This window comes from Methylomonas sp. MgM2 (genome assembly GCF_054172045.1).
Map to the genome: position 1 here is coordinate 198,225 of NZ_JBSYXO010000004.1, position 14,350 is coordinate 212,574.

13 protein-coding genes are annotated in these 14,350 nt (G+C 48.1%); 1 reads left to right on the plus strand and 12 read right to left on the minus strand.

The genetic code is table 11. From position 1 onward, the window contains the following. Positions 1-2 precede the first annotated feature (2 nt). On the minus strand, positions 3-764 hold the full coding sequence (locus tag ACW73I_RS05305; protein WP_458028198.1) for a tetratricopeptide repeat protein: 762 nt from the start codon (positions 762-764) through the stop codon (positions 3-5). A 24-nt stretch (positions 765-788) separates the two neighbouring features. Further along, positions 789-1,331 carry a hypothetical protein gene (locus tag ACW73I_RS05310; protein ID WP_458028199.1) on the minus strand — a complete coding sequence of 181 codons (543 nt, stop codon included), beginning with the start codon at positions 1,329-1,331 and terminating at the stop codon, positions 789-791. 205 nt (positions 1,332-1,536) lie between these two features. On the opposite strand from ACW73I_RS05310, the gene ACW73I_RS05315 reads away from it, so the two are divergent. Continuing rightward, entirely contained in the window at positions 1,537-2,949 is a 1,413-nt protein-coding gene (locus ACW73I_RS05315; RefSeq protein WP_458028200.1) for a PhoH family protein, read from the plus strand. A gap of 4 nt (positions 2,950-2,953) precedes the next feature. Here the strand turns inward: ACW73I_RS05315 and ACW73I_RS05320 are convergent, their stop codons facing one another. From ACW73I_RS05320 to ACW73I_RS05365, 10 genes are all read right to left on the minus strand, one after another. Then, positions 2,954-4,054 (minus strand): AI-2E family transporter, encoded by a 1,101-nt coding sequence (locus ACW73I_RS05320; RefSeq protein WP_458028201.1) that lies wholly within the window; start codon positions 4,052-4,054, stop codon positions 2,954-2,956. 329 nt (positions 4,055-4,383) lie between these two features. Then, positions 4,384-5,589, minus strand: coding sequence for a methyl-accepting chemotaxis protein (locus ACW73I_RS05325; protein WP_458028202.1), 1,206 nt, complete (start codon positions 5,587-5,589; stop codon positions 4,384-4,386). Between the two features lie 7 nt (positions 5,590-5,596). Continuing rightward, complete coding sequence (locus ACW73I_RS05330; protein ID WP_458028203.1) at positions 5,597-6,643, minus strand: protein-glutamate methylesterase/protein-glutamine glutaminase; 1,047 nt, start codon at positions 6,641-6,643, stop codon at positions 5,597-5,599. Between the two features lie 7 nt (positions 6,644-6,650). Continuing rightward, a complete protein-coding gene (gene cheD / locus ACW73I_RS05335) occupies positions 6,651-7,289 on the minus strand; it encodes a chemoreceptor glutamine deamidase CheD (RefSeq protein WP_458028204.1) in 639 nt (212 codons plus the stop codon). Further along, positions 7,286-8,122, minus strand: a complete 837-nt coding sequence (locus ACW73I_RS05340; RefSeq protein ID WP_458028205.1) for a CheR family methyltransferase — start codon at positions 8,120-8,122, stop codon at positions 7,286-7,288. Before ACW73I_RS05340 ends, cheD begins: the two co-directional genes overlap by 4 nt. Before the next feature lie 23 nt (positions 8,123-8,145). After that, complete coding sequence (locus ACW73I_RS05345) at positions 8,146-8,601, minus strand: STAS domain-containing protein (RefSeq protein WP_458028206.1); 456 nt, start codon at positions 8,599-8,601, stop codon at positions 8,146-8,148. Positions 8,602-8,806: 205 nt separating this feature from the next. Beyond that, a complete protein-coding gene (locus ACW73I_RS05350) occupies positions 8,807-9,316 on the minus strand; it encodes a chemotaxis protein CheW (RefSeq protein ID WP_458028207.1) in 510 nt (169 codons plus the stop codon). Positions 9,317-9,356: 40 nt separating this feature from the next. Further along, positions 9,357-11,696, minus strand: coding sequence for a methyl-accepting chemotaxis protein (locus ACW73I_RS05355; RefSeq protein WP_458028208.1), 2,340 nt, complete (start codon positions 11,694-11,696; stop codon positions 9,357-9,359). Between the two features lie 42 nt (positions 11,697-11,738). Next, positions 11,739-12,227: a chemotaxis protein CheW gene (locus ACW73I_RS05360; protein WP_458028234.1), complete on the minus strand. Its 489-nt coding sequence runs from the start codon at positions 12,225-12,227 to the stop codon at positions 11,739-11,741. Between the two features lie 40 nt (positions 12,228-12,267). After that, a complete protein-coding gene (locus ACW73I_RS05365; RefSeq protein ID WP_458028209.1) occupies positions 12,268-14,343 on the minus strand; it encodes a chemotaxis protein CheA in 2,076 nt (691 codons plus the stop codon). Positions 14,344-14,350 lie beyond the last annotated feature (7 nt).

Genomic DNA, 14,350 nt, shown 5'->3' on the forward strand with positions numbered 1-14,350 from the left:
AACTAACGGCCATAAAAACTTTCGGCTTTAAATTGAGCTTGTTTGGCACCCTGATAGTTTTGTTGCATACGTCGGGCTTCCGCAATCAACAACCAACTTTTGCGTTTTAACTCCAGATTGTTTCCCGCCAATAACGCAGCCTTTCCTGCTAACTCCTCTGCCAGTTGAGGTTTGTTTTGCTTGATTCTTAACTGCGCCAGTTTATAGGTCAAAGTCGGATTGCGTGAATCGATACGCAAAGCGCGCTCGGTAGCGACAACGGCCGCCGAGAGATTGCCGGATGCCCGATTGCGGTCCGCTTCGGTAAGCAAGGCCACGACAGCAGGTGACGTTCCGGTCGGGACGTGAACATCTTCGATCGTGTAAGGTGGGAAAGCGGGGGGGGGCGGGGCCGCGACGGCATTGCCGATAATGCTGTTTCCCTGAATGCTATTGTGCTGAACGGCGTTATCCGTAGTAGCCGAACCCGTTGCCGCCGGGATTTCAACGGGTGGAGCCAGCGGATCGATCCGAATTTCAGGCACATTCGATTCAATCTTAATACTGCCCTTACCGTCGTCGATTGGATAGGTTGCAGTGTCAGGCGCAGTTTTCTTGGCCACAGGGGGAGGCGTTTTTTTGGTCTGAGGCTTTTTCTGCGGTGCAGGCTGGCTTGGTTTGACCACTTTGGCAACCGGCCTAGGAGGCTGTTGGTCACTAACAGTACTACATCCCGACACCATCGATATCAGTGGAACCAAAGCTAACAAAAATCTGTTATTCATCAATAATTTTAAAACTTTTAGCAATTAAAACAACTCGACCTCATCGTTATCGGCCAATTGATTTTCCGATATATGCACCAACGCGAGCGCCTGTTCGATACTTTTACCTTCATGGATGGCATCAAACATAATTTTCTCGGACTCCATTGTGTAACACCCGCGAATTTCTTGTTGAAATTTCATCCATTCCGTTGGGTTATACAGGCGATTAGGATTTCCTATTAATGCCGACAACTCTTTCAGGCCGAGAGAAACATGCTGTAGACGTTGTTGCAATCTATCATAAAACTGAAATGCCACAATCGAAGCGTAAATCTTATCTTGCATTCCTACGCAATTCCGTAACGCGTCATCTCTTTCCGCACTGATTGGCAACGCGGTCAAGATATTATTAATAGCGGCCATATCGTCTACCATTTCGGTAAACGACTTCGCTAATTCATCAATCGACCTGTCACCAGCTTTCATACTTGCTTTAACTTGTGCAACGGAAACCGCCAATAGCTTGACTGTTTCCCTGACGTGGCTCCAATCCAAATCCGGCTGACGTGTTCCTGAAAATGTCATGCTCCGACACCCAATAACAAAGTAATAAAGACAACGCGTCGCGATTAAACTAACGCTGCATTCTAGTGTAATTAAACAAGCAACACAAACCGGGCACCGACCAAAACGAACCCTGATCGGGGCATTGTCAGTCGCAATTGACGCACCGATAGCAAATAAGGTAGAAAGCTACAAAAAGCAATACATCTGACCCCAACAGGACTACATGAATATTAAATCCACCGCAAAAAAACTTTTCGTGCTGGACACCAATGTACTGATGCACGATCCAACCGCAATTTTTCGGTTTCAAGAGCATAATATTTTCATTCCTATGGTGGTATTGGAAGAATTGGACCATGCAAAGAGAGGCATATCGGACGTTTCGCGTAACGTGCGCCAAGTCAGCCGCTTCCTTGACGAATTGATTCGCGATGCCGACCAAGCCCTTATCAACGAAGGCTTGCCATTATCCAAAATCGAATTCGGACCAGGCGGCGAGCAAGCCGATATCGGCCGTCTGTATTTTCAAACCAGACAGCTGTCGCATTTGCTGCCGTCCGACCTGCCGGGACAAATTGCCGACAATTCCATTCTGAGCATCGTCATGGCCTTGAGCAAGGAGTATCCCGGCGTCAACGTTATTTTGGTGTCCAAAGATATCAATATGCGGATCAAGGCCGCCGCCTTGCAGATTAACGCGGAAGACTACCACAATGACCAAACGATAGAAGATATCGACCTGCTCTATAGCGGCTCGATGGCCTTAGAACCGGGCTTCTGGGAAGAACACGGCAGCAAAATGGAATCGTGGCAGGAGAACAATAAAACGTTTTACCGTATTCACGGCCGCGATGTAGCCGATTGGTATCCCAATCAGTATCTTTATCTTGAAGATGAGTCGGGGTTTGAAGCGATAGTTAAATCCTGTAACGGCGAGACGGCGGTCCTACAATTGGCTAAAGATTATAGAAACAAACATAACAGCGTTTGGGGTGTAATTGCCAAAAACCGCGAACAGAATTTCGCTTTCAATGCCTTACTCGATCCCGATGTCGACTTCGTCACCTTACTCGGTTCCGCTGGAACCGGAAAAACCTTACTTGCTTTAGCCGCGGGTTTATCGCTGACGATGGAGCAGAAAACCTATTTAGAGGTCATCATGACCCGTGAAACCGTTCCCGTCGGCGAAGACATCGGCTTTTTGCCCGGCTCCGAAGAAGAAAAAATGGCGCCGTGGATGGGGGCATTAATGGATAATTTGGAATTATTAGGTAGCCGTTCGGGTAACAATGAATGGGAACAAGGCGCTTCGCAAAACGTGGTGATGAACCGCGTAAAAATTCGTTCGTTGAACTTTATGCGGGGCCGAACGTTTTTAAATCGTTATCTGATCATCGACGAAGCGCAGAATTTGACGCCGAAACAAATGAAAACCTTGATTACGCGCGCTGGCCCGGGAACCAAAATCGTCTGCATCGGCAATCTGGCACAAATAGATACCCCGTATTTAACGGCGACCAGTTCAGGCCTGACCTATGTAGTCGACAGGTTCAAAAACTGGGAGAACAGCGCCCATATAACCTTAAAACGCGGCGAGCGCTCCCGTTTAGCGGATTACGCCTCTGATAATCTATAAGCACTCATACGACTTCCGGAACCTGCCCTCCGGCTCGCGGCCACGCGGTTAATACGGCTTTGACCAGCGTGGCTAGCGGAATCGCAAAAAACACGCCCCAAAAGCCCCATAATCCGCCAAAAAACAAAATGGCGACAATAATTGCGATAGGATGCAAGTTAACGGCTTCAGAAAACAACAACGGAACTAGAACCACACCATCGACGGCCTGAATAACCGAATACGCGATCAAAACGTACATAAACTCGTTCCCGCCGGTCATACCCCATTGTACATATGCGACGCCTAACACCGGAAAAGTGACCAGGGTGGCTCCGACATACGGTATCACTACTTGCAGCCCCATCAACACGGCTAATAACATGGCGTAGTTCAAGTTCAACACCGCGAAGGTAAGGTAGCTAACAGACCAAAGAAGAAATACTTCCAAAAACTTCCCCCTGACGTAATTAGCAAGTTGTAAATCCACCTCCTGCCAAACTCGCAAGGTCAGCGTCATGTCGTCCGGAAAAAATTGCGCAAACCAGCCGATCAGCAACTCTTTATCCTTCATGAAGAAAAATAACATCATCGGCACCAGGAACAAATAGATAACGGCCGCCAATAACCCGGCAAAGGACTGAGCCGATCCGGAAATGATATTCTGGCCGTATTTCAACAACTCTTGTTGAATGGAAAACATAATTTCCCTAATGCGCGCCTGAGAAATAAATTCCGGGTAAACCTCGGGCAAATGCATAATTTTGACCTGAGCGCTAGCCACCATCTCCGGGATACGCTGCACCAACTGCACGGTTTGTTCGGATACCATAGGTACAAGGACAAATAACACGAAGCCGAGGACGGTCAAGAAAGCGAAAAATACCACATGCACTGCCACCAATCGCGACATCCAGCGCCCTTCCAGCTTGCCGACCCAGCCTTCCAATAAGTAGGCCAAAACAACAGACGCGAATACCGGCATCAGTAATCCGGACAGACTGTAAATCAGCAGCGAGCCGACAATTAGGCTGATTGCCAGAGCGACAACTTGTGAGTTGGGTAAGAACCGATGAAAAAAATCCCGCACGAAATCGAGATTGGAGAAATCAGTTTGTTTGGGCATAGGCATCTTTCGCCTGAACGGCGGCAGTGGGAGTGGTTGGAGTAGCTTTAAGCCAAGCAAAAAATATTATTGATTTGCTGTTTCCGGAGTTTCTTTACCTTTCACTCGCGCCGGGAGCCTTTTATTAAGGCCGAATGCCGATCGCCCGCCGGCTTATCTCGAAAATGCAATCGCGTACCTAACGCAAAATCACCCGGATAATCGGCCGCCTTTTTAAAGCCCTTATACGCACTTAAATCAGTGAGACATAAGAGTTTGAAATGTAAAACGTCGGAGTCGATTTTCGAATCAACGCTCATTTACCCCCCCAGGTATATTTTTTATTATTTTTAGAATAGTTCGACGTCGCCCTCGTCAACCGACGATTGGGACACGACTTTGGGCGATTCAGTCCGCCACTGTTCCTTCATTTTCCGTAAACGATCAACGCCTTCATTTAACTGTTTTTCCCAACTAGCCGCATCCATCGTTCTGAATACCCCCATCCCTATTTTCAGCTCGTCGTTTAAAGCTTGAAATTTGTGGATATTGGCTTGTAAATATTCGATCAATTGTCTGGACATGTCTTCGAATTGCAGGCCTCTGACCGCATCGTTGACGCTGCGCCCGATTTTAGTATTGAGTTTAGACACTTCATCGATACTTCGAGATATCTTGCTATTGATCACGGCAATATCGCTCATCATTTTATCGATTTTAGCTTTGGAGCTTACTGTAATATTCATATCCTTCGAAGCCATCTCTTCAATCATCGCCTGCGCCTGTTTGATATTTGCCTTGGATGCGTTGACCACAGTCTTGATTTCTTCGCTGAATTTATCCGAGTTTTTAGATAAGTTACGTACTTCGTCCGCAACTACGGCAAATCCGCGTCCGGCTTCGCCTGCCCGTGCCGCTTCGATGGCGGCATTCAACGCCAATAAATTGGTTTGATCCGCGATTTTCTGAACATCACCCAGTAGTTTTTCCACGTGCGCCATATGGCCGCCGACGTCATTAATCACGCCGACCATTTCCGTACTTTGTTTGCTGATCTGCAGAATATGGTCTATGAAAAAACCAAGCACCTTGTCGGTTTCTTCGGCAAACTCCTGAAAAGTCTGACTGCCGCCGGACTTTGCTTCGGATTGGTTTAAGTCCTCAATCAAGGAATGAACGACATCCGATTGTCCTGTTGTTAGCTGATGCAGATTACTAAAGCTAGCGGACATCGTCACGACCGCGTCCGCCACCATCGCTTTCAATTGTTTCAGTTCCGCATCAAACTGAAACAGCTCATCGTTGATACAGCCGCTTAGACTGTTCTGATATCTGTCGATTGCCTGAATCAAGCGTTCCGTGTCTCCATTATTGTTCAATTCGTTTTCGCCGGATTGACTCTGTTTACCCATCGCAAACACCTTGTACATCCAGACCAATGCGATCAAAGGCATGGATAGACCGATCACATATACGGTCGGCAACAAAAACGGCGACAACAGCATAGCGACAGTAAAAAGCAGCGGCCAGCGGTTATCCTTCAGAAATTTGGTCATAATTTGTTTAATTCATCAAAGCTAGAATTTGGCCCGCGATCTTTTCCAAGGGTAACACATAATGGGCGGCGCCTTGTTTATAGGCCTCGCCCGGCATTCCCCATACGATACTGGAAGCCTCGTCCTGGATAATATTGATTGCACCGGTTTCACGCATTTGCACCATGGCTTTGGCGCCATCCGCCCCCATTCCCGTCAGCATCACTCCGATGGCGTTTTTGCCGACATTTTCCGCCATAGACTTAAACAATACCTCCACCGAAGGTTTGTGCCGATTGACCAGGGGACCGTCGTTCAGACGGCAAACATATCTCGCACCGTTTCGCCCGACTTGTAAGTGCTTGTCTCCCGGCGCTATATAAATATGACCCGGCAAAATCAATTGACCATCGTCGGCAATACAGGCTCTCATTTCGCCGCATTCGCTTACGTGCTTGGAGAAAGACTCGCTAAAGGCAAGCGGTAAATGTTGGGCGACGACCATAGCCGGCGCATTTGCAGGCAACATTCTGACGATTGTTTTCAGCGCTTCCGTGCCTCCCGTCGACGATCCGACCGCGACAATCTTGTCGGTAGTCTTGAAAAGTTTCCTGACGCTAGCTTGCGATTGTCCGGTCAAATGGCTCTTCGCCGGAATTTCCAATGCTTTTATTCGTGCGTTCGCGGCCATGCGCACTTTATTGATAAGCTCGGCAGCGTAAGCAAGCAGTGCATCGGGGACATCGGCCTTGGGTTTAGCTACAAAATCAACGGCACCCAACGCTAAAGCCTCCAGCGTGGCTTCCGCTCCTTTTTCGGTTAAAGTTGAAACCATTACCACCGGCATTGGGCGCAATCGCATTAAATTCCGTAAAAACGTTAAACCGTCCATACGCGGCATTTCCACGTCCAATGTCAATACATCAGGCTTCAAGGCTTTGATTTTATCCCTCGCAATCAACGGATCGCTCGCGCTGCCTACCACTTCAATATCTTCAGCGGTACTGAAAATTTGAGTCAGTATTTGGCGAATCAATGCCGAATCATCCACAATCAGCAATTTTATTTTGTCCACATTCAACCTAAAACAGTTCTATGCTGCCTTCAACCGGCACGTCTTTGATTTGCAGCCAGTATTGTTTTTCTCTTAACGCAATTGTATTGTTATGTAGGTCTTTGATTTTTTTCATCCTGACCCGCCCGCTCTGAGGATAGAAGTTAATTTTACGCGGATAGATACCGCCCAGATCGTGAGATATCAACTTCAATGCTTCGGTATCCACATAATCCAGTACAAACTGAATATTTTTTAAACCCACGTCCCCCAGTGTCGCGATAATTTTGCCGCCGCCGAACAATTTTACTTCCAAATTTTTACGTTTCCCGCCAAACCGGAGAATAGTATTAATCAAATGCTCCATGGCGTAATTGCCGTAGCGTAACGCCGTTCCCACCACGGATTCGTCCCTTGAATTCAAACGCGACTTCGTCGTTTCGGGCAGCATGAAATGGTTCATACCGCCGATGCCGGCAGCCGCATCTCGGATGCAGGCGGAAACGCACGATCCTAATACCGTCGTGATCAATTCATTTTCCCTTGTGACGTAATAGTCACCCGGCAGTAACTTCGCCGCAACGATTTCATTTTCGGCATCCCAATAACGGTTAATATTTTCGAACCCGGATATAGAGGGCAAGCCGACTATATTGCGATGCATCATGCCACTATCTTTTTATAGATGGTGTTACCAACCGGGGTAAAAGGCGTATCCAGTTGATGCAAAGACTCCGAATGACCGATAAACAGGTGTCCACCTTGTTTCAGCAAACCGGCATAACGGTTCGCCAATCGAGCTTTGGTTGACCTGTCGAAATAAATTAATACGTTTCTGCAAAAAATAAAATCAAAAAAACCTGTCACGGGCCATTCCTGCATCAAGTTTAATTGATTAAAGGTAATGATTTTGCGTAATTCGGTTTTCGCCCGAACTTTGTTGGCCTGCGTTCCCGTTCCTTTTTGAAACCAACGCCGTAGCCGCTGTTCGCTAATGCCGCTAACCCGATCAATCGGGTATATGCCTTCGGCTGCGGTTGACAGGACGTTGGTATCTAAATCCGTGGCTAATATACTGATTTCCCAACCTTCCGTAACATTCTCCAATAATGTCATCGCCAAGGAATAAGGCTCCTCGCCCGTGGAACAACCGGCCGACCAGACTTTGATCTGTCGGTTGGCGCGATTTTTACTCAGCAGTTCCGACAGTAAATGGTTGGCAAGAAACTCGAAGTGATGATTTTCTCGAAAAAACGAAGTCAGGTTGGTCGTTACCGCGTTTATAAATTCGGTAAATTCACGATCCGAATGACTCTGTAAATAGTCGCAATATTGTTTGAAACGCGTAAAGCCCAAGGTACGAATGCGCTTCGAAAGCCTGGAATAGAACATATCAAACTTATCATCAGGTACCAGGATGCCCGAATGCTGATTGGAAATTTGTCTCAAAAAATTGAAATCATCCCAGGTATATTCAAATTCGCGCGTTTTTTCTATCACTGCCAATTAGTATGGTGTTTGAGTCAGAAAAAACCGGCGGCGGCTTGGTCGACATCCAGCATCTCCGCCAATCCTAATAATTCCGCCGCCTCGATGAACTTTTCCGACGGAAAATCGATATTCACTTCCTTTTGTAATTTGAGAGCGGTTTGTTTTAACACCAATAGCAATTGTAAAGTTGCGGTGTCGACAGTGGTGATCGCCGACGCATCGACCTCGATTTTTTTGGCGCTATCCAATACATGTATCAATCGGTCATGTAGTTCGGCGACATTTTGAATATTCTGAACCGACGCCAACACAACTTGTTGCACGTCTTCCTGCTGGAGATTTAGATCACCCCCTTCGGCATTGAGCGTCCGCTCGTTTTCCTGAACGGCATCATTTGCTGTCGTTTCAAGAGCTTCGCTACAATACGCTTCACTTGAACGATCGGCAGGAACGCAATCTTTTAGTTGATCTTTTACATTTTCCGACATTTCGTCATCCTTCCGTATACGAAGTTTCGCGCTATCGATCCAATGCCAACGGCACCGATTCGAAATGCGTTTTGCAATAATTAACGGTAGCCAACGCGGTATTAAGCGGCAATTTCGCTTTCGCGAATAATCGGGGGGGAGTTAACAGAACCGGTGCTCTTTTTTACTCGGCCTTTCCGCCAAATAGACGCAATATTTTTTGCGGTCATTTAGGATCTGCCGACGAAGGGAATTCGGCAATTGCAACAAACTCATCAGGATTCAATAGCTTATCGACATCCAACAGCATCACCATATTCTTTTTACTGACATACATACCGCGAATGTAACGGGTATCGATTTTCGAACCGAGATGAGGCGTGCGTTTGATATCGCCAATCTTTATATCCAGTACGTCCGAAACAGCATCGGCAACAATGCCCATCACCGTAGAGCCGATACTTTCAATTTCTATATACAACACGATCACTATCGTCATCGGCGTATATTCAACCCCTTCCATATTAAAACGCACACGTAAATCGATGATGGGCACAATCGAGCCGCGCAAGTTTAAAGCCCCTTTGACATAGTCCGGCGTATTCGGAATTTTCCGCACCGCCTCCCAGCCGCGAATTTCTTGGACTTTCAATATCTCGATTCCATAAGATTCGCCCGCCAACTCAAAAGTCAGGAATTGCTCAACTTGTGGTTCAGGCTTGGAATCGGCATTCATAACGAATTTCTCATGTCAGCAAACCTAAATTTCAATCAAGTCAAAAGTCCTGCCATTCATCATCGCTCGTAACGTTTTTATAAGCCGGCTGCTTAGATCGAGACGCGACTTTTTGCTCCGGTACGGCGATTGAGGCAGACGGTGAGTCGGCGACACTTGAATGAGCATGCGATTTTTTAACTTGATTTTCCAACTTGAAGAACGATAACAACTCAACCATATCGCTCGATAAATCGCTCATGGAAACGCTGGCGGCCGAGGCTTCTTCAGCCAATGCTGCATTTTGCTGAGTGATTTCATCCATCTGAGCGACGGCTTGGTTTACTTGTGCGATCCCGGCCGATTGCTCGACACTGGCATTGGCGATCGCTGCTACGATATCGCCGACTTTTTTCACGCCCGCGACAATCTCCGATAAAGCCGACCCGGTTTGATTGACGAATTCGCTGCCTGCGCGCACTTTCTGCACGCTGTTCTGGATCAGTTCTTTACTCTCGCGGGCCGCAGTTGCACTGCGTTGAGCAAGGTTTCTGACTTCCGTCGCAACTACGGAGAAACCGCGGCCTTGCTCTCCTGCTCTGGCCGCTTCTACGGATGCATTCAAAGCCAACAGGTTGGTTTGAAAAGCAATCTCGTCGATGACGCCGATGATGTCCGCTATTTTATTGCTGCTTTCGTTGATTTCCTGCATCGCGGCAACAGCCTCCTTCACCACGGCGCCACCTTTTTCGGCTAATTCCCTGGCATTGCCAGCCACCAAATTCGCTTGTTGGGCATTATCGGCATTATTTTTAACGGTAGCGGTCAGTTCCTCCATGCTAGCAGCCGTTTGTTCCAAGTTGGCGGCCTGTTGTTCGGCTCGTTGCGACAGGTTGTTGTTACCGCTGGCGATTTCTTGGGAGGAATTGTTAATAAAATTGGCCGACTCGGCGACCCGCCCGAAAATCTGGCTTAACTTATCAATAGTCGCGTTGATGTCATTTTTGCAGTTTAAGTAGACGCCCTGATAGTCGCTGGTAATCCGGTTGGTCAGATCACCTTCCGCCATGCTTTCCATGGTGCTGCCGACGTCTTGAAATACGTGTTCGATAACATCCGTCAATTCGTTGATACCTCCGCTCAACTTCGCGAAAAAACCTTGTTTGTCATCCAGCGAGATACGCTGGTCCAGACGGCCGATCTTGACGCTATCAACGATTTCTTCGATTTCCTTTTCCACTTTAACTTCCCGTGTTCTGTCCACCCATTCGGCGACATAGCCAATGCGCTCGCCTTGGTCATTTTTAACCGGCGTTGCAACCACGTTCATATGGCGTCCGCCTATCTCCAATTCCGAGCTATATGAAGTATTCAAGTTCGCCAGCAGGGAGCGCTGATGCTTGGGGTTCTGATGGAATTGATCGACATTGGCACCTAATAATTTAGTCGCGTCGAAGTTCGGCAACCGGGTACGAATATCGGCTTCGGCATCTTTGAACATCTCCATGACGGTATTATTCATGTATATGATGTCCAGATCGTTGTTGGCCACCATCACACAGGACTGAACGTTATCCAAAGCCTGTCTGATTCGTGTCGCCTCCGCGGCAACTTCTTTGGAATAGGCCAAATCGGCGTTCAGTTTGACTTGCATACTGTACAAAGCCCTTTTGAAATCGCCGATCAGATCGTCCCGATCCAGATCCATTTTGTTTCTAAATTTCTCTTCCGCCAACCGGTAGCAAATACCTAAAGCTTCTTCAAGGTTTTGATTGATAGCCTTATAAAGCTTGTATCCCAAAAACGTGGCTAGCAACAAGAAGGCTAAATTCGCCGATAAGCTAAACCATTGCTGCAATTGATATTGGGAATAAAGCAGACTCAATGCCGGTACCAGCAATAACAGGTAGACAAGACCGAATTTTTTCCCTATCCCCAGGTCCGTTGCTTTTTTGACTAGCGCCCTAAAGCCGGTTGGCTTCATCGTGGCGGCATTAGCGTTCAGCTTGGCATACAAAGCTTCGGCCTGCGCGATTTGTTCTCTCGATGGCGCGTAGCGAACCGATAAATATTCATGGACCTTGCCATTTTTATAAACCGGGGTGACGTTGGCCTCGACCCAGTAAAAATCCCCCGATTTCGTCCGGTTTTTCACCGGTGCGGTCCAAGGTTTTCCCGCCTTCAAGTTCAACCACAAGTCTTCAAATGCAGCCGGCGGCATGTCGGGATGCCGGACCACGTTGTGATTCGTTCCGATCAGTTCGTCTTTGGAAAAACCGCTGATTTCAACGAAAGCTTCATTTGCGTAGGTGATGATACCTTTCAAGTTAGTTCTGGTCACTAGCAGGGTGCCGGGCTTCATCATCACTTCACGGTCAGTCACCGGATGATTGATTTTCATGGCCACTCCCCCTTTAAAACCCCACCCAGCTGATCGGTATTCTCAAATCTCATCGTCATCGTCCACGCCATCTAATTTTAATAATTTATCCACATCCAACAGCATTACCATACGCCGATTCACTGAAATCAGGCCGTTGATGAATTCGGTACTCACTCTGGACCCGAAATTCGGAGCACTCTGGATATTCTTTTTATCGACGTCGATCACATCGGATACGGCATCGACCACCACCCCCATAATGCGGGTTTTGTCGCGGATATGGGCTTGCAACACCACCACAACCGTCAACGGGGTATATTGGCTACGCCCCAGTCCGAAACGCTCGCGCAGATCGATAATCGGAACAATGGCACCTCGTAGATTGACCACGCCTTTTTCATAAGGCGGCACATTCGGAATACGAGAGACGGGTTCCCAACTACGGATTTCCTGTACGCGTAAAATATCGACGCCGTATTCTTCCTGACCTAAGGTAAAGCTCAGAAATTGAATGCTGGCAGGCTGCGACTTTCCGTCGGCCTGTTCCATTCGTTCGACTTCTTCTATTTGAGTCATAAGCGCTGATGAATTATTGACGTGCCAGACGAAGCAAGCCGGGTATATCCAGAATCAGCGCCACCGAACCGTCGCCTAAAATGGTGGCTCCCGATACGCCCTCGACCCTACGATAATTGGCCTCTAACGATTTAATAACAACTTGTTGCTGCCCCATTAAGTCATCCACGAACAATCCGCAGCGTCCTCCCTGCCCTTCCACCACCACCAATAAACCTTCAGTCAGTTTAGTGTGTTTAGCGGAAGCAACATTAAAAATTTCATGCATTCGGACGATAGGCAGATATTGGCCGCGCAGCAGAAATGTCTCGCCTTTTCCGACCACCCGATTTAGCTGATCTTCCTTGATATTCAGCGACTCGATGATAGCTCCCAGCGGTACGATATAGGTTTCATCGCCGACGGCGACGGATTGCCCGTCCAAAATGGCCAAGGTCAGAGGCAAATGAATCGATATAGTCGAGCCTTCACCCAATTTTGAGATGATGTCAATATTGCCGCCCAAGGCCTGAATGTTGCGCCGAACCACGTCCATACCCACGCCCCGCCCGGAAATATCGGTTAATTGGTCTGCGGTGGAAAAACCGGGCATAAATATCAATTCGTAGGTTTGCTTGTCGGTCAAAATCGCATCGGGTTCGATCAGGCCTTTTTCTACGGCTTTCGCCCGGAGTTTTTCTTTGTCCAGGCCTTTGCCGTCATCGCTGACTTCGATAACGATATTTCCGCCTCTATGATAGGCCTCCAATGTAATCGTACCGGTTTCCGGCTTACCGGCGGCCATTCGAATATCCGGCATCTCGATACCGTGATCCAAACTGTTTCGCACCAGATGAACCAGCGGATCGCTCAGCAATTCCACAACCGTCTTGTCGACCTCAGTGTGTTCGCCCACTAATTTGAGCTCTATCTTTTTGCCGAGCTTATTGCTGATATCATGCGCCAGCCGCGGAAAACGGCTGAAAACGAAGCTGATCGGCAACATGCGTATATTCATCACGCTTTCTTGCAACTCGCGGGTATGCCGCTCCAATTGCGAAAGGCCGGCTTTGAGTTGATCGAGCTTGCCGAGCTCAAAATGCTCTCCGATCAAACTCAACATCGATTGAGTAATGACCAACTCCCCCACCATGTTAATCAAGGTATCGATTTTTCGCGTATCGACACGAATTGAACTGGACGCTTTGGCGGCAGTTTTGGTTTCTTCCTTTCTTGCACGGCTTGGCGGATGATTCGATTCGGAACGGGTAGGGCCGGACGCACTTGTTTCGGCGCCGGTGTCAATCCAAGGCTCGGCACCGGCCGCCTGCCCGATAGTCAAAGGGAATTCTGCGTAGATGGCTTGCTTGGCTAAATCACAGTCGTCCTCGACCCAATCAAAAATCTCATCAATTTCGTCTGCCGAAACATGGCCCTGCAAATCCAATTTCCAGGACAGATGGCACTCTTCGGGGTCGAGTTGATAAAGATCGGGAACGCCTTGCAAATCCGCGGACGCCGTCAGTTCGCCCAAACCCGCCAACTCGCGGAACATTCTGACCGGCTCGTTACCGGTTTTTAATAAATGCAGATGCGGGCTGAAGGCGATCTTCCATCCGATGATTTCTTCTTTACCTTGCGTTTGCTCAACCGGCGGCATCGCTTCAGTCGAAGTGCTCCCATTTTGCACACTCGGCAATCCGTTTTGGCTTGCGCCCGCTGCATGACTAAGCTCGGAATCCAACGCTTGCCGATGAGAATTTACGCTTTCCTGGTTGATCTCGCCACCATCTTGTATCGCCTGTAGCATTTCTCTTAAACAATCGACCGAACCCAGTAAAACATCGACAGCCTGTTGCGTGACTTGTCGGCGCCCGTCGCGCATTTCGTCGAGCAGAGTTTCCATGACATGGGTAAAGTCGGAAACCACCGTAAAGCCGAATGTGCCGCTACCGCCTTTTATCGAATGCGCAGCCCGAAAAATAGTATTAATTTCGTCCACGTCTACGTCGCCCATGTCGAGATTGAGCAATCCCGATTCCATAGCGTCCAAGCCTTCGAAACTCTCTTCGAAAAAAACCTGGTGAAATTGCGCCATATCGATCGACATAGACTCT